A 22,668-nucleotide genomic window follows, 5' to 3' on the forward strand; every position below is an offset into this window, starting at 1 on the left:
TCCAACTTGCCCCCCCCCCCCCCCCCGGGGGGGGTTTAACCCCCGTTTTTGGGGGGGGGCCGGCGGGGGGGCCGGGGGGCGCGGCCCACGGCCAGTAAGGGCGACCGGGGCCTCGGCCCGCGCCCGCCCTTCCCGACGAGCAATACAACCGAGCCGGTCAGATACCCGGCAGGGAGCGCAGGATGCCGCGGCCGTAGCGCTGGAACTGGGTGTCGTCGACCATTCCCAGCGAGTGCCGTTCCACCAGTAGTTCCCATTCGGAGTACAGCTGCGCGACGCTCGGATCGGCCGGACCCGCCGAACCGTCCAGGGCGACCAGCCGGACGGCGAAGTTGATGGCGTAGGTCATCCGCTCGGTATCGGCGCGATCCAGCCCCGTGAAGCACATCGTGGTGTTGCCGTCGCGCACCTCGATGATGGGGCGGCGGTCCGCGTCGCGCAGCCCGCCCGCCATCGAACCGGGCTCCTCCGTGGCCCGCGCCATCATGATCATCGGGATCGGCAGATCGTGGGCGTAGGGCTCGTCCGTGCTCAGCGACGCCAGGAGCAGGCGTTTCGTGGTGACCGTGAGCAGGCAGGCGTCGTCGTCGCCGACCGGTGGATGAGCGATGACATACGCGGTCTCCAGCACGTATTCGTCACCGTCGACGAGGCTGTGCAGATCGTGCAGAGCCGCTTCGCCGCGTCCGGTGACCGACATCCGGCCCACGGCCCGGTCGACGTCCGCGCGAACCGGACCCCGCTCGGTGACCTCGGGGGCCGGCGGGTTCAGGGCCGGGGCGGAGATATCGATCCGCTGCGCGGCCAGGATCTGGTCGTTGATCCGCGAGACGATCCCCGCGGCGGCGGGAACGTCGTGCTCGGCGATCAGCACCGGCAGCGGTGTCCGGTCGGCGGGCACGCCGACCAGCACCGGGGTCGGATAACGCAGGTAGATCTCGATGACGACCGCATCATCGGCGCGCCGGCTGAGCCGCACTTCCAGCAGGTCGGTGACCGCTACGTCGAGCACGCGCTCGCCGTCGGTCTCGGTATCGCCGTCGGCTTCCGGGCGAAGAACTACCAAACGTCCTTCGCCGTGCCGAACTATTGCTGTGGGTGTCCGTAACTCGACTATGTCCATACCCCCTGCGCTCGGGTCGTACGTCGATCATCATCGGTCGGGCGTGCCATGATTGTGATCACTACGAGATATCACAGACCACGACGCCGGGAACCACCGTGGTTTTCCGGCCGTTTACCTGTTGAACTGCATCACCAGCCGAACTCCTCGCTTGCGATAAGTCAGGAAGCGCGATGTATCGAGTAGACCGTACGCGGTAACGTGGCATGTCCGCATCCGAATCCGCCCACCGGGCGGTCCCGGAAGTGGGTTGCGCCGCTCGAGACCGACGCATCGCTAGGCAAAACGCGGAGACGCCTGAAAGGACTGGCCGCCCGGCCGACGCTCTATGAACCGCAAGACAGTGTTTCGCACCCTGGCGATAATCGCGGGCATTCTGCTCGTGATCTATCTGTTCAGTTACTTCGGCAACGACACCCGCGGCTGGCAGAGCGTCGATACGTCGGTGGCGCTCGAGCAGCTGAAGAACAAGGAAAACGTCGCCAACGTCCAGATCGATGATCGCGAGCAGCAGCTGCGGATCGAACTGAGGAACGGCAACGAGGCCACCGAAGGCCAGAACCAGATCATCGCCAAATATCCCGGCGGTAGCGACACCTCGTCGCAGATCTTCCAGGCCGTCCAGGAATCCGGCGCGCCGTACAACACGGTCGTCAAACAGGAGAGCTGGGTCACCCAGATCCTGCTGTTCGTGCTGCCGATGGTCATCCTGCTCGGCCTGTTCATCTTCGTGATGTCGCGGATGCAGGGCGGTGGCCGCGGCGGCATGATGGGCTTCGGTAAATCCAAGGCCAAACAGCTGTCGAAGGATATGCCCAAGACCACGTTCGCCGATGTCGCAGGTGCCGACGAAGCGGTCGAGGAGCTCTACGAGATCAAGGACTTCCTGCAGAGCCCTGTGCGCTATCAGGCGCTGGGCGCGAAGATCCCGAAGGGCGTGCTGCTCTACGGTCCGCCCGGAACCGGTAAGACGCTGCTCGCGCGGGCCGTCGCAGGTGAGGCCGGGGTGCCCTTCTTCACCATTTCCGGTTCGGATTTCGTGGAGATGTTCGTCGGTGTGGGCGCGTCCCGTGTGCGTGACCTGTTCGAACAGGCCAAACAGAACAGTCCGTGCATCATCTTCGTCGACGAGATCGACGCGGTCGGCCGCCAGCGCGGCGCCGGCCTCGGCGGCGGGCACGACGAACGTGAACAGACGCTCAACCAGCTGCTGGTCGAAATGGACGGTTTCGGCGACCGCACCGGCGTCATCCTGATCGCCGCCACCAACCGTCCCGATATCCTCGACCCCGCGCTGCTGCGCCCGGGCCGGTTCGACCGGCAGATCCCGGTCAGCAACCCCGACCTGGCCGGTCGCCGGTCGATTCTGCGGGTGCATTCGCAGGGTAAGCCGATCGCGCCGGATGCCGATCTCGACGGTCTGGCCAAGCGCACCGTCGGTATGTCCGGTGCCGATCTGGCGAACGTCATCAACGAGGCCGCGCTGCTCACCGCCCGGGAGAACGGCGCCACGATCACCGGTGACGCGCTCGAGGAATCGGTGGACCGGGTGATCGGCGGGCCACGCCGCAAGAGCCGGATCATCAGCGAACACGAGAAGAAGATCACCGCTTACCACGAGGGCGGTCACGCCCTGGCGGCATGGGCGATGCCCGATATCGAACCGGTCTACAAGGTGACGATTCTGGCCCGTGGCCGCACCGGCGGTCACGCGATGACCGTCCCCGAGGACGACAAGGGCCTGATGACCCGCTCCGAGATGATCGCCCGGCTGGTCATGGCCATGGGCGGTCGTGCGGCCGAGGAACTGGTGTTCCACGAGCCCACCACGGGGGCGTCCTCCGATATCGACCAGGCCACCAAGATCTCGCGGGCGATGGTCACCGAATACGGGATGAGTGCCCGCCTGGGTGCTGTCCGCTACGGCCAGGAGCAGGGCGATCCGTTCCTGGGCCGGTCCATGGGTACCGCTTCGGATTATTCGCACGAGGTCGCGGGGGCGATCGACGTGGAGGTCCGCAACCTCATCGAGGCCGCACATACCGAGGCCTGGTCGATCCTGAGCGAATACCGTGATGTGCTCGACGAGCTGGCCACCGCGCTGCTGGAGCGCGAAACCCTGCATCGCAAGGATCTGGAAATCATCCTGGGTGCGGTGCAGAAGCGGCCGCGTATCACCGCGTTCAACGATTTCGGTGATCGAGTGCCATCGGATAAACCGCCGGTGAAAACGCCGGGCGAACTCGCGGCCGAACGCGGCGAGCCCTGGCCGCCGGAACCGAAGGTGCCCGCCGGTATCCCCCCCGCCGACCCCGCGGCCGCGGGGAGCCTCCCGCAACCCGCCGGATACCCGGGCGCACCGGTCGCGCAGCCCGGATACGGGCAGCCGCCGGCCGGTTACCCGGCTCCGCAGCAGCCCGCGCCCGCCTATCCGCGTGGTGCCACGCAGGGGTCGCGTCCGGATTACGGTGCTCCCGCGGGCTGGTCGGCCCCGGGCTGGCCGCCGCGGGAACAGCAGGCACCGCCCGCCGAACGCGGTTACGGTGGCCCCCCGCCCGAGCAGCCGCATACCCATCCCGACCCGAACTCCGCCGGTTATCGTGGCGAAGGCGCTACCCCGCCGTACGACCGTGGCCAGGGCGATCCCGGCTACGGTTCCGGCGAGGAGCCCGGTCGTGGCGGCCCGCACTCCTGGGACAGCCCGAACGGCCGGCAGTAGTCAGGCGCCGATTACGCTCGGACCCGACGGCGCCCGGTCATTACTGCCGCGCCCGGATTGTGGAGGTGTCCTCGAATGTCGGCCAATCAGCAGACCAACGGCCATACGACCGGTATCCCCGCCGAACTGGGCGAGACCGGTGGCCCGGCGCCGGAGCTGATCGCCCGGCATACCGGAAAGCCGTTCGACCAGCAGCGCGCCGAGGCCGCGGTACGGGAGTTGCTGCTCGCGGTGGGCGAGAATCCCGACCGGCCCGGGCTGCTGGATACACCCGCGCGGGTGGCGCGGGCCTACCGGGAGATGTTCGCCGGGCTGTACGTGGAACCCGACGCGGTGCTGAACACCACCTTCGACGAGGAGCACCAGGAGCTGGTGCTGGTTCGCGATATTCCGATGTACTCGACCTGCGAGCATCACCTGGTGTCGTTCCACGGTGTCGCGCACGTCGGTTATATCCCGGGCCCGCACGGCCGGGTGACGGGATTGTCTAAACTGGCCCGGCTGGTCGACCTGTACGCCAAACGCCCCCAGGTGCAGGAACGACTGACCAGTCAGATCGCGGACGCGGTGATGCGCAAACTGGATCCACGCGGCGCGATCGTGGTGATCGAGGCCGAACATCTGTGCATGGCGATGCGCGGTATCCGTAAGCCCGGTGCCAGCACCACGACCTCCGCGGTCCGCGGGCTGTTGCAGACCAATTCGGCCTCGCGCTCCGAGGCCCTCGACTTGATCCTGCGCAAGTGAGCGATCAGCGTTCCGCCGCCACCCCCACGCTGACCGGTGTGGTGCCCCGGCCGGGCGTGCAACCGCGGCCGGGCCGGTCGTGTGTGGTGATGGGCATCGTGAACGTGACCAGTGATTCGTTCTCCGACGGCGGGCGCTATCTGGACCCGTACCGGGCCGTCGAACACGGGGTCCGGCTCTACGAGTCCGGTGCCGACATCATCGATGTGGGCGGGGAATCGACCCGGCCGGGCGCGGTGCGGGTCGATCCGGAAACCGAGGTCGAACGGGTGGCCCCGGTGATCGCCGGGCTGGTCGCGGCCGGGGTGCCCACCAGCGTCGACACCATGCGTGCCGTGGTCGCGGAAGCGGCCATGGCGGCGGGCGTGTCGGTGATCAACGATGTATCGGGCGGGCGGGCCGATCCGGCGATGGCCGAGGTGGTCGCCGCCGCCGATATTCCGTGGATTCTCATGCATTGGCGGGCGGCCGCCGATTACCGGCATACCGGCCCGGCCGACCACTACGACGATGTCGTGGCCGAAGTACGCGCGGAACTCGGGGTCCAGGTGCGGCACGCGGTTGCCGCCGGGGTGGATCCGGCGCGGATCATTCTCGACCCGGGCCTGGGTTTCGCCAAGAACGCCGAACACAACTGGGCGCTGCTGGGAGCGCTGGACAGTTTCGTCGCGGACGGTTTCCCGGTGCTGATCGGGGCCTCACGGAAACGTTTCCTGGGTACGCTGCTTGCGGAGAACGACGATCCACGCCCGCCCGCGGGGCGGGAAACCGCCACCGCCACGATTTCGGCGCTGGCGGCCTGGCACGGCGCATGGGGGGTCCGGGTGCACGATGTGCGCGGTTCGCAGGATGCGATCGCGGTCACCGATGCCTGGCGCCGCGCGATGGGAGACGCGCGGTGAGCACCGGGGCCGGGGACCGCATCGAACTGCGCGGCCTGCGCGTCTTCGGATACCACGGGGTTTTCGAACACGAACGCCGGGACGGGCAGGAATTCGTCGTCGATCTCACCGTCTGGACCGATATCTCCGCGGCGGCCGCCACCGACGATCTCGCCCGGACCGTGGACTACGGCGCGCTCGCAGAACTTGCCGTGACGATCGTGCAGGGGCCTGCGCGCAATCTCATCGAGACCGTGGCCGCCGAAATCGCCGGCCGGGTGCGCGCGGTTCCCGGTGTCGCAGATGTCGAGGTTGTGCTGCACAAACCGAGCGCACCGATCCCGCACAGTTTCACCGATGTCCGCGTGGTCACCGCGGGCCGCTGGGAACAGGGGTCCGAATGACGCGCGCGGTCCTGTCCATCGGTTCGAATATGGGGGATCGGCTCGCGCTGTTGCGCGGTGTCGTTGCCGGATTCGGTGCGCGGGTCCGGGCGGTCTCACCGGTGTACAGCACCGCCCCGTGGGGCGGCGTGGAACAGGACGATTTCCTCAACGCCATACTGGTCGCCGACGATCCGGCGTACGACTGCCGGGCGTGGCTGGCGCACGGGCAGCGACTCGAACAAGCCGCCGGCCGGGAGCGGACGGTGCGCTGGGGCGCCCGCACCCTCGACGTGGATATCGTTGCCTGCATCGAACACGTCGCCGGGCAGTGGCGATCCTGTCGCAGTACCGACCCCGACCTCACTCTTCCGCATCCGCGCGCGCACGAACGCGCCTTCGTTCTGGTTCCGTGGCTGGATGTGGAACCGGAGGCCGTGCTTGATGTCGCGGGGGCCGGGCACCCGGTGCGGGAACTGGTGTCGAAGCTGGACGCGGGCGAGGTCGCGGGGGTTCACCGCACCGACCTCACCCTGCTACCCGGCGCGGGAGCCGCACCATGACCTCCGGGGGTAGTAATAAGAACACCCGCGGTAACGGCGGCGACGACGGCGATATGAGGTTGAAACCCACCCGTATCCGGGAGCTGTTTGCCAATATCGCGATCGCTGCCGTTATCGCCTGGGTGGCCACCCGGCTCGCCTACGGGAGTTTCCCGCCGATCTCCACGATCGCGGGGGCCTCGCTGTACCCGGTGGCAGCGCTCGAGGCGGCACTCGGGTTCTATATCCGCACCCGGGTGAGCAACAGTCAGATCGGTGCCGACCGGCGCCAGCTGCATCCGATCACGGTGGCCCGGGCGTTGGCGCTGGCGAAGGCGTCCGCGCAGGTGGGTTCGCTGGTGGCCGGGGTCTGGCTGGGGTTCCTGCTCTGGATCTTCCCGCAGCGCGGGGATCTGCAGGCCGCGGATGCGGACTATCCGGGCGCTCTCATCGGCTGCGGTGCGGGTATCGCGCTGGCGGTCGCGGCACTGTGGCTCGAACACTGCTGCCGGGCCCCGGACGACCCCACCGACGAACCCGCCGCATCCTAGACCTCTTCGTGATGGATCACGCCCATTCTGACCTGGGCGCGTCCGGCATTCACGATTACTCTTGCGGGCATGGTGTCACCGTCCCGCAGTAGTTCTTCCGTGCGCAGCCGGGAAGATGTGGGCAAATTTTTCCTCGGCGGCCTGGTGCTGCTCGGGGTGGTGGCCAGTGTTCTGCTGGTGCTCAGCGATAGCGTGCAGCTCATCCGCGTCGGGCTGATCGCCGCGTTGTGGGCCGCGGTCCTGGCGGCGTGGGCGGTGAGCCGGTATCAGGCCAAGGTCCGGGAGCTACGTGGCGCGTATGAGCGGGAACTGGAGCGCGAGATCAGCGCGCGCCGCGAACACGAGCTCGGAATCGAGGCCCGGGTACGTTCCGAGGTGGGCGCCGACGCGTCCGAGATGGCCGCGCTGCGGGCCGAGCTCGCTGTGCTGCGCCGACAGCTCGAACGGCTCTTCGACGGTGAACTCCCGCCGGAGCGTCCCGCGCTGGCGGCCGCGTCCTTCCGTCTCCAGGAACTGCCCAGCGCGCACGATCGGGCCGGTTTCGCGGCGGCCTGGCCGCCGACCGAGGACGGTGAGCGGCACGCGGTCGACGCCTGGGCGAACGCCGCGGCGAGCTGGTCGCATGCGGCGGACGGCTGGGTCGATACCGAACAGGAGGTGGCGGAATCGGACGCCGATACCGCGGAACGCAATAGCGTGACCCCCGTCTACGAAAGCGATCATCCGGGCCGTCCCCGGTTCGCGGGCCCCGACGATGACCCGATCACCGCCGAAACGGCGATCGTGCGTCTCGACGACGAACCGGTTCGGTCCCGGCCGGGGGCGGCGCTCGCGGGTTCGAGCTGGGCCGATGCGTTCACCGAGGTCGACGACGCCACGGATATGCCCGGCGGTGCCGAGCGGCACGGTCCGCCGCACCCCGTCGAATTCGTCCAGGGCCCGCCGCGGCCGCCCGAGCCGGTCCACGGTCCGCCCGCACCACGTCGCCCGGCCGCCACCGAATCCGAAATGCCCAAGACACCGGCTGCGGTGAAGGCCCGGGGCAGCACCCGCGCTCCGGGAAAGTTGTCCCCGCGCTCGGTCAATTCACGGCGCCGCCGTACCCAGTCCGATCCGGCGGGATCCCGTCGGCTGTCGGTCGCCGAGATCATGGCGAACCTGCGCCGGGAAGAAGAGCAGCGCAGCTCCTGAGTGCGGCATATCACCCGGTGCGCCCGTGGCGCATCGGCGGTCGCGAGTCATATCCTCGATGCGTAACGTCCGGTACCCGCAGCGCGGGACTGGAACGACTTTTCCGAGAGGACACTGTTGACCTCGCCACGCGTGACTCCTGGCAATCCGGCCGCGAGTGGTGATCCGGCGCCCGCACGCCTGACGGTAGGAATCGTTTCGGCGGGACGCGTGGGATCCGCACTCGGCGCCGCGCTCGAACGCGCCGGACATGTGGTGTTCGGCGTCGCCGCCATCTCCGATGCGTCGGTGCAGCGGGCGCGTACCCGGCTGCCCGAATCCCGGATCCTCCCGGTCGAAGAGGTCGCTGGGCGCTGCGAACTGCTCATCCTGGCGGTCCCGGACGCCGAACTGGCCGGGTTGGTGCGGGGGCTGGCGAGCGCGCGGACGGTGCGGCCGGGCACGATCGTGGCGCATACGTCGGGCGCGAACGGTATCGCGATCCTGGCGCCGCTGGAGGAAGCCGGTGTGCGACCGCTGGCCATCCATCCGGCGATGACCTTCACCGGCCATGACGAGGATCTGTCCCGGCTGGCCAACGCCTGTTTCGGGATCACCGCGGCGGACGAGATCGGTTACGCCATCGCGCAGTCGCTGGTGATCGAGATGGGCGGGGAACCGGTCCGGGTGGCCGAGGAACACCGCACCCTCTATCACGCCGCGCTGGCCCACGGCAGCAATCACCTGGTCACCCTGGTACTCGACGCCGTACAGGCCCTGCGCGAAGCGCTCGCCGGACCGGGGTTGCTCGGCCAGCAGACCATCGACGATCAGCCCGGTGGCCTACCCGAACGGCTGCTCGCGCCGCTGGTCTCGGCGGCGCTCGACAATGCGCTGCGCCGCGGTCAGGCCGCGCTCACCGGCCCGGTCGCCCGGGGCGATACCGCCGCCGTCGCCGCGCATCTCGAGGCGCTGACCGCGGCCGATCCGCAGATCGCCGCCGGGTATCGGGCCATGTCGCGGCGTACTGCCGAACGGGCGCAGGCTCCCGACGAACTTCGTGCACTGCTGGAGGAACACCGATGACGCAATATCTGCGCTGTGGCGGGCATGCGCCGGATCCGAAGGAGGCAGCATGACGGATCAGACCCTGCGCGACGCCTACCGCGCCGGCGAGCTGACCGTGCAGCACGACCCGGTCGTCCTCGGCAAGGTCGTCCGCGCGCTGCGCCGCTCCGGCCGGACCGTCGGGCTCGTCCCCACCATGGGTGCCCTGCACGAAGGTCACCTGGAGCTGGTCCGCCGGGCCAAGCGCACCAACCAGGTCGTGGTCGTCTCGATTTTCGTCAATCCACTGCAGTTCGGGGCGAACGAGGATCTCGACAGCTACCCGCGCACCCTCGACGCGGATATCGAACTGCTCCGCGCGGAGGGTGTTGACCTGGTGTTCGCCCCGAGCGCGGCGGATATGTATCCCGACGGCCCGCGCACCACGGTGCAGCCGGGCCCGCTGGGCGCCGAACTGGAGGGCGGCTCCCGCCCGACCCATTTCGCCGGGATGCTCACGGTGGTGGCGAAACTGCTGCAGATGGCGAGCCCGCACGAGGCCTTCTTCGGCGAGAAGGACTACCAGCAGCTGGCGTTGATCCGGCAGATGGTCCGCGATCTGAATTTCGATGTGAAGATCGTCGCCGTCCCGACGGTCCGCGAAGCCGACGGCCTGGCCCTGTCCTCACGCAACCGCTACCTCGACCCCGCCCAGCGCGAACTCGCCACCACCCTGTCGGCCGCGCTACTGGCCGGTGCCCGTTCCGGTGCCGCAGGCGGACAGGCCGTGCTGGATGCGGCGCACTCCGTCCTGGCCGCCGCCCCCGGCATCGAACTGGACTACCTGGAACTCCGTGCCGCGGATCTGGGCCCGGCCCCGGAAGCAGGCAACGCCCGCCTTCTGATCGCGGCCCGTATCGGCAGCACCCGCTTGATCGACAATGCTGCGGTCCAGCTCGGTGTGCAACTGGACGGCCACCCCGACGCGGACATCTTGTCCACGCAGGCAGAACAATCCGTCACCACCACAAGTGCTGACCGATGAGTACGCATGTAGCGGAAGCGTCCGCCACCGGCCGCCCCCGACCCACGCTGCTCTGCGAAGGCGCAGAGCTGAACCACTCCACGGCACCCTCGGCCACCTACACAAGTCGGTCGACCGCGAGTGCGGCCGACATCGGCCCGGAGATCCTGCCCGCCTTTCTCTCCTTCGGACGGTCCACCTCCCAGGGTGGGGCCCGCCCGGTTCTGGAGCGACGGAGCGGGGGAGCGAAGCGGAGGAGCGGAGGAGTGAAGAACCGGGCCCAACAGGGCCCCACCCCTCGAGACGCGGAGCGTCTCCAAAATTACAGCCCGCCCCTTCGCGGATGGCCCGCCCCGATCGCGGGTTCATCGGGTCTCCGGCCTGGTGTGGCGGAGCGCGTCCAGAGTTACAGCCCGCCCCTTCGCGGAAGATTTACTCCGGGAGCAGGGACAACAGCCCCCCGACCCGCGCCACCGAAGGCGGCGCAAATAAGCACAGAAGGGCGACCGTGATGTTGCGGACCATGATGAAGTCGAAGATCCACCGGGCCACCGTGACCCACGCCGATCTGCATTACGTCGGATCGGTGACCGTGGACCAGGATCTGCTGGACGCCGCCGATCTGCTCGAGGGTGAGCAGGTCTGCATTGTCGATATCGACAACGGGGCCCGGCTCGAGACCTATGTGATCGCCGGTGAGCGTGGTTCCGGGGTGATCGGTATCAACGGCGCCGCCGCCCATCTGGTCAACCCGGGTGATCTGGTGATTCTCATTGCGTACGGGATGATGGACGAGGCCGAGTTGCGCGATTACGACCCGAAGGTGGTGTTCGTGGATTCGCGGAATCGGGCGGTGGAGCTGGGTTCGGATCCGGCGCATGCGCCGGAGGGCTCGGATCTCCTCAGCCCGCGTAATCTGTCGCTGGTCTGAGCGCCGACGGCACTCGTATGCTGCTGACCCTCGACGTCCGCACCACCAGCACTGTCATCGGGCTGATGAACGGCACCGATTCCGGGGCGGAGCTGGTGCGGCATTGGCGGATTCACACCAATCCACTGCACACCGCCGACGAGTTCGCCATGAATCTGCGCGGTCTGCTGGGGGCCGATCTCGATACGGTGACCGGTATCGCCGGCCTGTCCACCATGCCGCCGATGCTGCGGGAAATGCGGCTGATGCTGGATCGCTACTGGCAGCACGTACCGCATGTGCTGGTGGAGCCCGGGGTGCGGACCGGTATCCCGCTGTTGGTGGACAATCCGAAAGAGGTCGGTGCGGACCGGATCGTCAACAGCCTTGCGGCCTATCACGAATACGGCACCGCTTCGATCGTGGTGGATTTCGGCGTGTCGATCTGTGTGGATCTGGTGTCGGCGAAGGGGGAGTTCCTCGGGGGTGTCATCGCACCGGGGGTGGAGATCGCGACCGAGGCACTGATCGAGCGGGCCGCGCTGCGGCGGGTCGAGCTGACTCGGCCGAGGTCGGTGGTCGGCAAGAACAGTGTCGAATGTATTCAGGCCGGCGCCATTTTCGGTTTCGCGGGCCTCGTGGACGGTCTCGTCGACCGGATCCGCGACGATATCGATGGTTTCTCCGGCGACGATATCGCCGTGGTGGCGACGGGCCCGGCGGCGCCGTTGATCCTGGACGAATCCGAGACGATCGAACACCATCTGCCGCATTTGACGCTGACCGGTCTGCAGCTCGTCTACGAACGGAACCAGCGGCGCAGTCGCGGCTGAGCGCCCAGGCGATCGCGGCTGATCGCACCGGGAGGCGGGCGCAGCCGCGAGCGCCGGGATGCAGGCGTGGCCGGTCGCACCGGGACGTAGTCGCGGCCGAGGGCACAGATATGTGATCTATTCCGCTGGGTCGGGTGTGGCCGCGGCGGGTCCGGATTGCTAAGCTCGCCGTGTGCTGTTCCGCATGCGTACCCAGGAGTGTTGTCGAGGCTGATTCGCCTCGACCGTTCGAGGCATCCCGAATTCCTCGTTCGTTCTCATTCCTTCTGGAGATGCGCAGATGCGTTCCCCTGTTCTTTCTTCTGTAGTCCCGCTCTCGGCTCGTGATACCACCGCCGCGGCGGCGAATCCGATTCCCGATCGCCCGATTGCTCCGGCGTTGCCCACCCGCCTGCGCCCCGCGGATCTGTTACGGCTGACCGACGAGACCGGCGAAGATGTGCTCGCCGGCCGATACGACCATCTGCTTCCCGAAGACGGCCACTGGCCGCTGGTGGATCGCTGGGCTACGCGGCTGGTGGCCGATGACGAGGTCGATATCTGGTTGATCAGCTGGACACCGGAGAAATCCACGAAACTGCACGATCATGCCGGTTCGCTCGGTGCGCTGACCGTGCTCAGCGGTGCGCTCGCGGAGTACCGCTGGAACGGCGCCGAACTGCGGCATCGGATCCTGGCGGCGGGTGATCAGGCGGCTTTCCCGATCGGCTGGGTCCACGATGTCGTTCGTGTTTCCGACCGGGTCGCGGTCGTGGGCCGCTCCGATCCCGGGCCGCTGGATCCGACGCTGAGCGTGCACGCCTATTCACCGCCGCTGACCGCCATGTCCTACTACGAGGTGACCGGCCACGGCAGCCTCCGACGTACCCATACTGTCCTCACCGACCAGCCCGAAGGTGATCTCTGATGCCGTCGATGACCATCGAGCAGATGCTCGACAACGCCCGTTCCCAGCTGCGGCGGATTCAGCCGATCGAAGTGCCGGCCGCGCTCGCGCGGGGCGCGATCCTGGTGGATATCCGGCCGGCGGCGCAGCGGTCCCGCGAGGGGACATTGCCCGGCGCGCTGGTGATCGAACGGAATGTGCTGGAGTGGCGGCTGGATCCGAGCAGTTCGGCCCGGCTCGCGCTGGCCACCGATCATGATGTCGAGTGGATCGTGGTGTGCTCGCAGGGGTACACGTCGAGCCTGGCCGCGGCCTCGTTGCGTCAATTGGGGTTGCACCGCGCGACCGATCTGATCGGCGGTTACCAGGCGCTGGTAGCTGCGGGTATGCGCACGGTGGCGACCGGCGCCGAGCACTTCGCCAGGGAAGTTCGTTCGCTCGCAGTTCTCTGAATTGTTCCGCGGCCGGCGGCGAATAGATCCGGACCGCAATACATTTCCGTGCTGTCGTCACACCGGCGGTATTTCCTAAGCAACCAAATGGTCTATTTTTCTGGCCCGTCCGCGCATAGCCGCGCCGATTCCATATGGCGCGGTCCAGGGGGCGGGCGGCTGACGAATCGATTTGCCGTGCACGCTAGGGTGGTTCGCTGTGAGCAACCCGAACCCCTCGTCATCCGGCGGCTCCGCGGGCACTGTTCCCGCGGGGCGATCCAGCCGCTCCGTGGAAGTCGACGACATCCCCGAGCAGATGCGGATCCGGCGGGAGAAGCGGGAACGGCTGCTCGCCGCAGGCGGTGAGGCCTACCCGGTGGTGGTGCCCCGCACCCATACGCTGGCCGAAATCCGGGCCGCCCATCCGGATCTCGCGGCCGATACCGCGACCGGTCAGCAGGCCGGTGTGGCGGGGCGCGTCATCTTCATGCGCAATACCGGAAAATTGTGTTTCGCGAAGTTGCAGGAGGGTGACGGCACCACGTTGCAGGCGATGATCAGCCTGAACGGGGTCGGCGCCGATGCCCTGGCGGCGTGGAAAGCCGATGTGGACCTCGGCGATATGGTTTTCGTCCACGGTGAAGTCATCTCATCGCGTACGGGCGAGTTGAGCATTATGGCCGATTCCTGGTCGATGGCGTCCAAGGCGCTGCGGCCGCTGCCCGTCGCCCACAAGGAGATGAGCGAGGAATCGCGGGTCCGTCAGCGTTATGTGGACCTGATCCTGCGCCCGGAGGCACGGGAGATGGCCCGTACCCGGGTCGCGGTGGTGCGGGCGCTGCGCAATGCGCTCGAACGCCGGGGATTTCTCGAGGTCGAGACACCGATGCTGCAGACCCTGCACGGCGGTGCCGCGGCCCGGCCCTTCCGGACGCATTCCAATGCGCTCGATATGGATCTCTACCTGCGCATTGCCCCGGAGCTGTTTCTCAAGCGCTGTGTTGTCGGCGGGATCGAGCGGGTCTTCGAGATCAATCGCAACTTCCGTAACGAGGGCGCCGATTCCACCCATTCGCCCGAGTTCGCGATGCTGGAAACTTATCAAGCGTACGGAACCTACGACGACTCCGCGCGGATGATCCGGGAATTGATCCAGGAAGTTGCTCGAGAGGCTCTGGGAACTGAGGTCGTGACGCTTGCCGACGGGTCGGAATACGACCTGAGCGGCGAGTGGACAACCGTGGAGATGTATCCGTCGCTATCGGAGTCGCTGGGTGTCGAGGTCACTCCCGAAACAACTGTCCCGGAATTGCTGGCGCTCGCCGAACGGGAAGGTCTGGAAATTCCCGAAGGCAAGGGCTACGGCCACGGCAAACTGGTCGAAGAACTGTGGGAACACTGCTACGGCGACAAGCTGGACAAGCCGACTTTCGTCCGTGATTTTCCGGTGGAGACATCGCCGCTGACCAGGCAGCATCGGTCGCGTGCCGGAGTTGCCGAGAAGTGGGATCTATATGTTCGCGGCTTCGAGTTGGCCACGGGCTATTCGGAGTTGGTCGATCCGGTCATCCAGCGTGAACGGTTCGTGGATCAGGCGCGGCTCGCCGCCGCCGGCGATGACGAAGCAATGGTTCTGGACGAAGACTTCCTCGCCGCGATGGAACACGGGATGCCGCCGACAACCGGAACCGGTATGGGAATCGATAGGTTGTTGATGGCGCTCACCGGATTGGGAATCCGGGAAACGATACTGTTCCCAATAGTGCGGCCGGTCGGCCGTTGAGCGATCGGTTTGCATAGCCGATCGCTCGTCTTGGAATTTTCCGAATTCGAGGTATTCTTGCCTCGGGTAATCGGCCTGATTTTGCCGGGCCGCACGATTTCGAGAGGACGTTCATCTCATGGCAAAGAAGGTCACCGTTAGCCTGATCGACGATGTCGACGGTGAGTCCATCGCGGACGAGACCATCGAGTTTGCAATCGATGGAGTGTCGTACGAGATCGACCTGTCGTCATCGAATGCGGAGAAGCTTCGGGACGAGTTGGAACAGTGGGTTTCCAGCGCCCGTCGCGTGAGTGGCCGTCGCCGGGTGAAGTCCGCGGTTGCCGCCGGTGCGGGCAACAGCAAGGGGCGTGCCACGATGGATCGCGAACAAAGCGCCGCAATTCGTGAGTGGGCACGGCGGAATGGTCACAAGGTTTCCGCGCGCGGGCGTATCTCCGCCGATATCACCGATGCGTACAACAAGGCCTCGAAGGGATAGTTCTTCTTTCAACCGTCGTTCGCCGGTTATTTTCTGCGAGGCGGACGGCGGTCGGTCTTTCTCGATAGCGAATAGGAATTACCGCTGGCCCCGGCGCTGTGTGCCGGGGCCGCTGCGCTCAGCGGTGTTCAGTCTTGCTCCACCGCCCGCTCGCCCGGCACCATAGGGGTGTTGGTAGTACCGGGCCCGTGCGGTCGGGGTGGTGTCCGGCAGTTGCTGCCGGTATGGAGAGGTCAGGTAGCGGCGCAGTGTCCGGATCCGTCGGATCGTTTCTACGTTTCACCGATGACGAGGGCCGGCGGCGTGAGGTGATGCTGACCCCCGACCGGCAGCGGATCACGATAGGCCGTTCGGCCGGCGCGGACCTCTCGCTGCGCTGGGACGCCGAGGTCTCGCGATTACATGCCGCCGTGGAATACCTCGCCGCGCAATGGACCATCGTGGACGACGGGCTGTCCCGCAACGGCACGTTCATCAACGGCGAAAGACTGCACGGCCGCCGCCGGCTCATGCCGGGCGATCGTATCCGGATGGGCACCTCCATGGTGTCGTTCCACGATTTCAACGGGGTCGCCGACGATGCAACCCGCGCTTCCAGCGGATCCGTCCCGACCGTCCGGTCGCTCACCGAGGCGCAACGCGGTGTGCTGATCGCCCTGTGCCGCCCGTACAAGGGTGACGTCGGTTTCGCCGCCCCCGCGACCAATCAGCAGATCGCCGACGAACTGTTCCTCAGCGTGGACGCCGTCAAAACACATCTGCGCGCACTGTTCGCCAAGTTCGGCGTCGAGGATCTGCCCCAGAACCAGAAGCGCGTCCGGCTGGCCGCACTGGCCATGCGCAGCGGGCTCATCAGCGATCGCGACCTGTAGACCTGCGGTTATCCCGACGGGCCCGAATCGCCTGTGTTCGCTCTCGGCAAAACCGGAGTGGGAAACGAATACGTGGGTATGGGCGTTATGAATGAATAGCGCTGCGACCGGCCCGCAGATCATTAGGGTGGACCGGCGGCAGTGAGACCACCCGCCAACTAGAGTGGGAGGCGGGGGCCGCAACCCCTGGCCTTCATGGCAGGCTGAGGCCGACGGTTGTCCACGACACACCACGGCGTCAGCCGGCCATAGAGTCCGGAGCAGGAGAGTGAGGGAGCGATGTTCGAGAGGTTCACCGACCGCGCAAGGCGTGTCGTCGTCCTGGCCCAGGAAGAGGCCCGGATGCTCAACCACAACTACATCGGCACCGAGCACATCCTGCTGGGTCTGATCCACGAGGGTGAGGGTGTCGCGGCCAAGTCGCTGGAGTCGCTCGGTATCTCGCTGGAGGGCGTGCGCAGCCAGGTCGAAGAGATCATCGGCCAGGGCCAGCAGGCCCCGTCCGGTCATATCCCGTTCACCCCGCGCGCCAAGAAGGTGCTGGAGCTGAGCCTGCGCGAGGCGCTGCAGCTCGGCCACAACTACATCGGAACCGAGCACATCCTGCTGGGCCTCATCCGCGAGGGCGAGGGAGTTGCGGCCCAGGTCCTGGTCAAGCTCGGCGCCGACCTCAACCGGGTCCGCCAGCAGGTCATCCAGCTGCTGTCGGGTTACCAGGGCAAGGAGCCGGTGGAATCCGGTGCCCGCGGCGAGACGGGTACCCCGTCCACGTCGCTGGTCCTCGACCAGTTCGGCCGTAACCTCACCCAGGCCGCCCTGGAGGGCAAGCTCGACCCCGTGATCGGCCGCTCGAAGGAGATCGAGCGGGTCATGCAGGTGCTGAGCCGCCGCACCAAGAACAACCCGGTGCTGATCGGCGAGCCCGGTGTCGGTAAGACCGCCGTGGTCGAGGGCCTGGCGCAGGCCATCGTGAACGGTGAGGTCCCCGAGACCCTGAAGGACAAGCAGCTCTACACCCTCGACCTGGGTTCCCTGGTCGCGGGCAGCCGCTACCGCGGTGATTTCGAAGAGCGCCTGAAGAAGGTGCTCAAGGAGATCAACACCCGTGGCGACATCATCCTGTTCATCGACGAGCTGCATACGCTGGTCGGTGCGGGTGCCGCCGAGGGCGCCATCGACGCGGCTTCGATCCTGAAGCCGAAGCTGGCCCGCGGTGAGCTGCAGACCATCGGCGCCACCACCCTCGACGAGTACCGCAAGTACATCGAGAAGGATGCCGCCCTGGAACGCCGCTTCCAGCCGGTGCAGGTCGGCGAGCCGACCGTCGAGCACACCATCAACATCCTGAAGGGTCTGCGCGACCGTTACGAGGCGCATCACCGGGTCTCCATCACCGATGGTGCCCTGGTCGCCGCCGCCACTCTGGCCGACCGCTATATCAACGACCGGTTCCTGCCGGACAAGGCGATCGACCTGATCGACGAGGCCGGCGCCCGGATGCGTATCCGCCGGATGACCGCTCCGCCGGACCTGCGTGAATTCGACGACAAGATCGCCGATGCGCGCCGGGAGAAGGAATCGGCGATCGACGCGCAGGACTTCGAGAAGGCCGCGCGGCTGCGCGATAAGGAGAAGCAGCTCGTCGCCAAGCGCGCCGAGCGTGAGAAGCAGTGGCGTTCCGGTGATCTGGATGTCGTGGCCGAGGTCGACGACGAGCAGATCGCCGAGGTGCTGGCCAACTGGACCGGTATTCCCGTCTTCAAGCTCACCGAGGAGGAGACCACCCGTCTGCTCCGTATGGAGGACGAGCTGCACAAGCGGATCATCGGCCAGGAGGATGCCGTCAAGGCGGTCTCCAAGGCCATCCGCCGCACCCGTGCCGGCCTGAAGGATCCGAAGCGCCCGTCCGGCTCGTTCATCTTCGCCGGCCCGTCCGGTGTCGGTAAGACCGAGCTGTCCAAGGCGCTGGCGAACTTCCTGTTCGGCGACGACGATGCGCTCATTCAGATCGATATGGGCGAGTTCCACGACCGCTTCACCGCCTCGCGGCTCTTCGGTGCCCCTCCGGGCTACGTCGGCTACGAGGAGGGCGGCCAGCTCACCGAGAAGGTGCGCCGCAAGCCGTTCTCGGTCGTGCTGTTCGACGAGATCGAGAAGGCCCACCAGGAGATCTACAACACCCTGTTGCAGGTCCTCGAGGACGGGCGCCTCACCGACGGCCAGGGTCGTACGGTCGATTTCAAGAACACGGTGCTGATCTTCACCTCGAACCTGGGCACCTCGGATATCTCGAAGGCGGTCGGCCTGGGCTTCACCCAGTCGAACAACGAGGGCTCGAACTACGAGCGGATGAAGCTCAAGGTCAACGACGAGCTGAAGAAGCATTTCCGGCCCGAGTTCCTCAACCGTATCGACGATGTGATCGTCTTCCACCAGCTCACCACCGAGCAGATCGTGGAGATGGTGGACCTGATGATCGACCGCGTCGGCGTCCAGTTGAAGAACAAGGATATGTCGATGGAGCTCACCGACCGGGCCAAGAGCCTGCTGGCCAAGCGCGGATTCGATCCGGTGCTGGGCGCGCGGCCGCTGCGTCGCACCATCCAGCGCGAGATCGAGGATCAGCTCTCGGAGAAGATCCTGTTCGGCGAGATCGGCGCGGGCCAGAACGTGGTGGTCGACGTCGAGGGCTGGGACGGCGAAGGGTCCGGCGAGGACGCCCGCTTCACCTTCACGCCGAAGACCAAGCTCACCAAGGACGAGGGTGAGAAGAAGCCGGAGGTCGTGCTGACCGGTGCCGGTGAAGGCACCACCGAGGCCGCCTCGGGCGAGTAGGAACAACAGTACGCAAGAGGTCTGCCCGGCTGTATTACGCAGCCGGGCAGGCCTTTTCCTACGCCAGGGCCTTCGGGCCGGTTGGCCGCAGAACTCGCGGGCGGATAGGCGGGTGCACGCGTAGGCTGGCGGCAAGGGAACAACAAAGGGGGTAACGATGACCGATCCCGCCCAGAGCCTGATCGCCGTCCTGCTGGACCGCTCCGGCTCCATGCAGTCGATCAAATCCGATACCGAAGGCGGATTGGCCGCCTTCTTCGAAGAGCAGCGCAAGGTCGAGAAAACCGTCCGGGTGACCTTCGCCCAGTTCGACACCGAGTACGAATGTCTGTACTCGAATACCCCGCTCGAACAGGTCCCGCCGCCGGTCCTGTATCCCCGCGGCGGTACGGCGCTCTACGACGCGATCGGGAAACTGGTCACCGATATCGGCGCCGAGCTGGCATCGCGCCCCGAATCCGACCGCCCGGGCACGGTGATCGTCGTCATCCTCACCGACGGCCACGAGAACTCCAGCCGTGAATGGACTCATTCCGCCGTGCGCTCGCTGATCCAACAGCAGCAAGACCAGTACAACTGGGATTTCCTGTTCCTCGGCGCCAATATGGACGCAGTGCAGATCGGCACCGAACTGGGGTTCGCACCTCAGCAGTCGATCACCTACGGCGCCGCTCCCGCGGGGGTGCAAGGGGTGTTCCGGGCAGCGGCGGCGTATTCCGGCCGGTTGCAAGCTACGGACGCGGACGCGCCGGGTTTCGCCCGCCGTGCCGGTTTCACCGACGAGGAGCGGCAAGGGTCCAATCCCGGACGGTGACCGCCCGGCCGGTGTACGGCAGTTTTCCGGGCCGCGGGCGCGCCGCGGCGAACCCGCTGCGGCTTATGGCCGCGGCGAATCTGCGGCGGCGGCCGAATCGAAGAATTCTGCCGCCCATCTAGTACGCACGTGGAGACGGGCCCCTCGCCGTGGTTCGGCCGGTTTCTCTCCATCGGGCCGTTTTCGATGACCGGACCGACCCCGTAGCCGGCCGCGGTGAGCGGGGCGGCGCCTGCGGTTGAAGGCGGCTCGGCTGTCGGCTAATCCGTTGTCGTGGGTCCTGTTTCGACCCGGTCCGGCGATCTACCACGGACGCCCGGCCGGTCGGACGAAGGCGTCGCCCGATTGTTCTCGTCCGGGCTCGCACCGGATCCCGAACCCGACCCGGGCCGGGAGCGCGGTATCTTGTCCGGATCGATCGCGATACGCAGCGGGCGGCTCGGCAACCGGGCCGCGACCCGGAAACCACCGCTGGGTTTCGGGCCGGCGGTCAATGCGCCACCGAGCGCGTGCGTGCGTTCTCGCATGGCGATGATGCCCATACCGCGTGTCGGGCCCGTATGTTCGGGTTTGCCGGTGGGCCGGGTGTTGTCGATGGTGAGGTCGACCGAGTCGGCGGTGAACCGCACCGTCACCGTGGCCTCGGCATTGGGCGCATGCCGGATGACGTTCGCCAGTGACTCCGTGACGATCTGGGTCGCCGCCTCGTCGATGGCCGCCGGTAGGGATCCGGCGGTGCCGATCACTTTGGTGTGCACGGTCAGGCCGGCCTGCCGGGGTTTCCGGAGTAGTTCCTCGAGCTCCGACATCGTCGGATCCGGTTCCCGCGGCGGTGGAGCCGGCGCGGCGGGCGGAGCGGGGTTCCGGCCGCCCCGGTCGGGGCCTTCGGCCGGACCGGCGGCAACCGCCCGATCACGGCGTCCGAAACTGCTACGCCTGGCGCGTTTTTCCCGTTCCCCGCGGACACCCGGATCCGCGTCGCGGGGCCGTTCGCGCTCGGGCCGCGCCGGCTCGGCCGGCTCCACCGACTGGATGGCGTGCCGCAACGCCTGTACGTCTTCGAGGGCATTACGGCTGGTGGTCTTGATTTCGGCCACCGTTCCCGCGGCCTTCGCCGATTTGTTCTCGACCTGTTGCAGCGCCATCCCGGACTGCACGTTGATCAGCGAAAGATTGTGTCCCACCACATCGTGTAGCTCACGTGCGATCACCAGGCGTTCGGTACTCACCTCGAGTTCACGTAGCCGCTGCGCGGCGGTTGCGGTCGCGGCATCGCGCTCCCGGTACGCCCGTAGCAGTGCGCGGCGCTGCCGCAACAGCACCACCAGGGCGACGGTCAGCGCAAGCCAACCCAGTAGCCCGGCCATCTGCCAGCTCGTCATCGCGGACTCTCCACCCGCACCACCCTATTCGCACTTCGCGCGAAGGCGGCGGTGCACACCCGGATTCCCGGTGTAGCAAGGCGTTTGCCGGTCCGTATCCGCCGATCGGGCACGGAACGATCGGCGACGGCGCGACGATCGGCGCATCTGCGGCGGCAGCTGCCCCGACGCGGGTATGGTTCCAGAGATGGTCGACCAGCAAGTGCGTGTACCGGACCTGTCAGCGCGACCGTACGAGCTGACGGTGGAACGGGTGATGAAAGCTTCGCCCGAACTGTTGTACCTGGCCTGGACTCAGGGATTCGATATCTGGTTCGCCGAGCCCACGACGGTACGGATGCGGCCCGAGGTGAACGAGCCGTTCTACTTCGAAACCGCACACGAGGGAAGTATGCACCCGCATTACGGGCGCTTCCTGCGGCTCGAACCCGGGCGGCTCGTAGAAATGACCTGGGTGACCGGTGCCGCGGGTACCGAAGGCGCGGAGACCGTGGTCCGGGTGGAACTCGTCAAACAACCCCGCGGTATCCGGTTGCGCCTGCGACACAGCGGGTTTGTTGATGAAGCCGCCCGTGACCGCTACCGTGCGACCTGGCCCAAGGCGCTGGCCCGCCTCGACGAGCGAACCGCTGCGATCGGTTGACGGGTGCGGGTAGTTTCGGAGCGGACCGGAACATATTCGTCTTCGAAAGGATTGTGATGCCCACACGTACCGCGCGCACCGCATGGACCGGTGGTCTGCAGGACGGCTCCGGCCAGGTCGAGCTGGTCAGCTCCGGAGTCGGTAAGTACGAGGTGTCCTTCCCCAAACGTTCCGCCGAGGAAGCCGGCGGCACCACCAGCCCGGAGGAGCTGATCGCGGGAGCACATGCGTCCTGCTACGCGATGGCGCTGTCCAACGAGATCGCCCAGGCGGGTGGCACTCCGGAGAGCCTCGACGTCTCGGCCGCGGTCACGCTCGGCCCGGATCCGGCCGGTGGTTTCCGGATCAGCCGGATCGCGCTGACTGTGCGCGGCCGGGTGTCCGGTCTGGACAATGCGGGTTTCACCACGGCGGCTGCCGCGGCCAAATCGGGATGCCCGGTGAGCAAGGCGTTGGCCGGAGTCGACGAGATCACCCTGGACGCCGCCCTCGAGTCCTGAGCCGTTGCCCGGGCTCACCCCCGGGTGCGGGGGGGCCCGGGCCCAGCGGCGCGAGCCGCGCATGGGCGGGGGCCCTGCGCGGGGCGGGGGGGGGGTGCTGGGCGGGGG

General features: G+C 67.1%; 22 protein-coding genes. 20 read left to right on the forward strand and 2 right to left on the reverse strand.

The features are described from left to right. Window positions 1–157 precede the first annotated feature (157 nt). Window positions 158–1,066 (reverse strand): hypothetical protein, encoded by a 909-nt coding sequence (locus tag QH196_RS17965; RefSeq protein WP_280416959.1) that lies wholly within the window; start codon window positions 1,064–1,066, stop codon window positions 158–160. Between the two features lie 385 nt (window positions 1,067–1,451). Here QH196_RS17965 and ftsH point away from each other — a divergent pair, with 385 nt between their 5' ends. From ftsH to QH196_RS18055, 18 genes are all read left to right on the forward strand, one after another. Then, a complete protein-coding gene (gene ftsH / locus QH196_RS17970) occupies window positions 1,452–3,842 on the forward strand; it encodes an ATP-dependent zinc metalloprotease FtsH (protein WP_280416960.1) in 2,391 nt (796 codons plus the stop codon). Window positions 3,843–3,917: 75 nt separating this feature from the next. Next, entirely contained in the window at window positions 3,918–4,589 is a 672-nt protein-coding gene (folE, locus tag QH196_RS17975; RefSeq protein WP_062972044.1) for a GTP cyclohydrolase I FolE, read from the forward strand. Between the two features lie 89 nt (window positions 4,590–4,678). Beyond that, on the forward strand, window positions 4,679–5,491 hold the full coding sequence (folP, locus tag QH196_RS17980; protein WP_280416973.1) for a dihydropteroate synthase: 813 nt from the start codon (window positions 4,679–4,681) through the stop codon (window positions 5,489–5,491). Further along, window positions 5,488–5,874 (forward strand): dihydroneopterin aldolase, encoded by a 387-nt coding sequence (gene folB / locus QH196_RS17985; protein WP_280416961.1) that lies wholly within the window; start codon window positions 5,488–5,490, stop codon window positions 5,872–5,874. The genes folP and folB overlap by 4 nt, the downstream gene beginning before the upstream one ends. Continuing rightward, window positions 5,871–6,416 (forward strand): 2-amino-4-hydroxy-6-hydroxymethyldihydropteridine diphosphokinase, encoded by a 546-nt coding sequence (gene folK / locus QH196_RS17990; protein WP_280416962.1) that lies wholly within the window; start codon window positions 5,871–5,873, stop codon window positions 6,414–6,416. Before folB ends, folK begins: the two co-directional genes overlap by 4 nt. A gap of 53 nt (window positions 6,417–6,469) precedes the next feature. After that, entirely contained in the window at window positions 6,470–6,946 is a 477-nt protein-coding gene (locus QH196_RS17995; protein ID WP_280416974.1) for a DUF3180 domain-containing protein, read from the forward strand. 69 nt (window positions 6,947–7,015) lie between these two features. Next, on the forward strand, window positions 7,016–8,137 hold the full coding sequence (locus QH196_RS18000) for a DUF6779 domain-containing protein (protein WP_280416963.1): 1,122 nt from the start codon (window positions 7,016–7,018) through the stop codon (window positions 8,135–8,137). A gap of 117 nt (window positions 8,138–8,254) precedes the next feature. After that, the gene (locus tag QH196_RS18005) at window positions 8,255–9,202 is read left to right on the forward strand and encodes a Rossmann-like and DUF2520 domain-containing protein (RefSeq protein ID WP_432278054.1); all 948 of its coding nucleotides are present in this window, start codon (window positions 8,255–8,257) and stop codon (window positions 9,200–9,202) included. Between the two features lie 49 nt (window positions 9,203–9,251). Continuing rightward, window positions 9,252–10,208 carry a pantoate--beta-alanine ligase gene (panC, locus tag QH196_RS18010; RefSeq protein WP_280416965.1) on the forward strand — a complete coding sequence of 319 codons (957 nt, stop codon included), beginning with the start codon at window positions 9,252–9,254 and terminating at the stop codon, window positions 10,206–10,208. 490 nt (window positions 10,209–10,698) lie between these two features. After that, the gene (gene panD / locus QH196_RS18015) at window positions 10,699–11,118 is read left to right on the forward strand and encodes an aspartate 1-decarboxylase (RefSeq protein WP_280416975.1); all 420 of its coding nucleotides are present in this window, start codon (window positions 10,699–10,701) and stop codon (window positions 11,116–11,118) included. Between the two features lie 17 nt (window positions 11,119–11,135). Next, window positions 11,136–11,930 (forward strand): type III pantothenate kinase, encoded by a 795-nt coding sequence (locus QH196_RS18020; RefSeq protein WP_280416966.1) that lies wholly within the window; start codon window positions 11,136–11,138, stop codon window positions 11,928–11,930. A gap of 280 nt (window positions 11,931–12,210) precedes the next feature. Then, window positions 12,211–12,837, forward strand: a complete 627-nt coding sequence (locus tag QH196_RS18025) for a cysteine dioxygenase (protein ID WP_280416967.1) — start codon at window positions 12,211–12,213, stop codon at window positions 12,835–12,837. An 8-nt stretch (window positions 12,838–12,845) separates the two neighbouring features. Then, window positions 12,846–13,268 carry a rhodanese-like domain-containing protein gene (locus QH196_RS18030; protein WP_280416976.1) on the forward strand — a complete coding sequence of 141 codons (423 nt, stop codon included), beginning with the start codon at window positions 12,846–12,848 and terminating at the stop codon, window positions 13,266–13,268. A 298-nt stretch (window positions 13,269–13,566) separates the two neighbouring features. Then, window positions 13,567–15,033 (forward strand): lysine--tRNA ligase, encoded by a 1,467-nt coding sequence (lysS, locus tag QH196_RS18035; protein WP_280416977.1) that lies wholly within the window; start codon window positions 13,567–13,569, stop codon window positions 15,031–15,033. Between the two features lie 118 nt (window positions 15,034–15,151). Further along, on the forward strand, window positions 15,152–15,514 hold the full coding sequence (locus tag QH196_RS18040; RefSeq protein WP_033243970.1) for a histone-like nucleoid-structuring protein Lsr2: 363 nt from the start codon (window positions 15,152–15,154) through the stop codon (window positions 15,512–15,514). 248 nt (window positions 15,515–15,762) lie between these two features. Further along, window positions 15,763–16,386 (forward strand): FHA domain-containing protein, encoded by a 624-nt coding sequence (locus QH196_RS18045; protein ID WP_432278098.1) that lies wholly within the window; start codon window positions 15,763–15,765, stop codon window positions 16,384–16,386. A 279-nt stretch (window positions 16,387–16,665) separates the two neighbouring features. Then, window positions 16,666–19,221 carry an ATP-dependent Clp protease ATP-binding subunit gene (locus QH196_RS18050; RefSeq protein WP_280416969.1) on the forward strand — a complete coding sequence of 852 codons (2,556 nt, stop codon included), beginning with the start codon at window positions 16,666–16,668 and terminating at the stop codon, window positions 19,219–19,221. 157 nt (window positions 19,222–19,378) lie between these two features. Then, on the forward strand, window positions 19,379–20,035 hold the full coding sequence (locus tag QH196_RS18055; RefSeq protein ID WP_280416970.1) for a vWA domain-containing protein: 657 nt from the start codon (window positions 19,379–19,381) through the stop codon (window positions 20,033–20,035). Between the two features lie 260 nt (window positions 20,036–20,295). Here the strand turns inward: QH196_RS18055 and QH196_RS18060 are convergent, their stop codons facing one another. Beyond that, the gene (locus tag QH196_RS18060) at window positions 20,296–21,417 is read right to left on the reverse strand and encodes a sensor histidine kinase (RefSeq protein WP_280416971.1); all 1,122 of its coding nucleotides are present in this window, start codon (window positions 21,415–21,417) and stop codon (window positions 20,296–20,298) included. 187 nt (window positions 21,418–21,604) lie between these two features. On the opposite strand from QH196_RS18060, the gene QH196_RS18065 reads away from it, so the two are divergent. Beyond that, complete coding sequence (locus QH196_RS18065) at window positions 21,605–22,060, forward strand: SRPBCC family protein (protein ID WP_280416972.1); 456 nt, start codon at window positions 21,605–21,607, stop codon at window positions 22,058–22,060. Window positions 22,061–22,116: 56 nt separating this feature from the next. Then, complete coding sequence (locus QH196_RS18070; protein ID WP_062972069.1) at window positions 22,117–22,560, forward strand: OsmC family peroxiredoxin; 444 nt, start codon at window positions 22,117–22,119, stop codon at window positions 22,558–22,560. Window positions 22,561–22,668: the final 108 nt, after the last annotated feature.

The organism is Nocardia carnea (assembly GCF_029868325.1).
GTDB lineage: Bacteria > Actinomycetota > Actinomycetes > Mycobacteriales > Mycobacteriaceae > Nocardia > Nocardia carnea_C.

Excerpts from the sequence above, each read along its gene's own strand:
- QH196_RS18055 (WP_280416970.1), top strand. The coding sequence starts at position 19,379 with ATGACCGATCCCGCCCAGAGCCTGATCGCCGTCCTGCTGGACCGCTCC.
- QH196_RS18050 (WP_280416969.1), top strand. The coding sequence starts at position 16,666 with ATGTTCGAGAGGTTCACCGACCGCGCAAGGCGTGTCGTCGTCCTGGCC.
- QH196_RS18020 (WP_280416966.1), top strand. The coding sequence starts at position 11,136 with ATGCTGCTGACCCTCGACGTCCGCACCACCAGCACTGTCATCGGGCTG.
- panD (WP_280416975.1), top strand. The coding sequence starts at position 10,699 with ATGTTGCGGACCATGATGAAGTCGAAGATCCACCGGGCCACCGTGACC.
- QH196_RS18025 (WP_280416967.1), top strand. The coding sequence starts at position 12,211 with ATGCGTTCCCCTGTTCTTTCTTCTGTAGTCCCGCTCTCGGCTCGTGAT.
- folK (WP_280416962.1), top strand. The coding sequence starts at position 5,871 with ATGACGCGCGCGGTCCTGTCCATCGGTTCGAATATGGGGGATCGGCTC.
- panC (WP_280416965.1), top strand. The coding sequence starts at position 9,252 with ATGACGGATCAGACCCTGCGCGACGCCTACCGCGCCGGCGAGCTGACC.
- QH196_RS18030 (WP_280416976.1), top strand. The coding sequence starts at position 12,846 with ATGACCATCGAGCAGATGCTCGACAACGCCCGTTCCCAGCTGCGGCGG.
- QH196_RS18060 (WP_280416971.1), bottom strand. The coding sequence starts at position 21,417 with ATGACGAGCTGGCAGATGGCCGGGCTACTGGGTTGGCTTGCGCTGACC.
- folE (WP_062972044.1), top strand. The coding sequence starts at position 3,918 with ATGTCGGCCAATCAGCAGACCAACGGCCATACGACCGGTATCCCCGCC.
- lysS (WP_280416977.1), top strand. The coding sequence starts at position 13,567 with ATGCGGATCCGGCGGGAGAAGCGGGAACGGCTGCTCGCCGCAGGCGGT.
- ftsH (WP_280416960.1), top strand. The coding sequence starts at position 1,452 with ATGAACCGCAAGACAGTGTTTCGCACCCTGGCGATAATCGCGGGCATT.
- QH196_RS18040 (WP_033243970.1), top strand. The coding sequence starts at position 15,152 with ATGGCAAAGAAGGTCACCGTTAGCCTGATCGACGATGTCGACGGTGAG.
- folP (WP_280416973.1), top strand. The coding sequence starts at position 4,679 with ATGGGCATCGTGAACGTGACCAGTGATTCGTTCTCCGACGGCGGGCGC.
- QH196_RS18065 (WP_280416972.1), top strand. The coding sequence starts at position 21,605 with ATGGTCGACCAGCAAGTGCGTGTACCGGACCTGTCAGCGCGACCGTAC.
- QH196_RS17995 (WP_280416974.1), top strand. The coding sequence starts at position 6,470 with ATGAGGTTGAAACCCACCCGTATCCGGGAGCTGTTTGCCAATATCGCG.
- QH196_RS18070 (WP_062972069.1), top strand. The coding sequence starts at position 22,117 with ATGCCCACACGTACCGCGCGCACCGCATGGACCGGTGGTCTGCAGGAC.
- QH196_RS18000 (WP_280416963.1), top strand. The coding sequence starts at position 7,016 with ATGGTGTCACCGTCCCGCAGTAGTTCTTCCGTGCGCAGCCGGGAAGAT.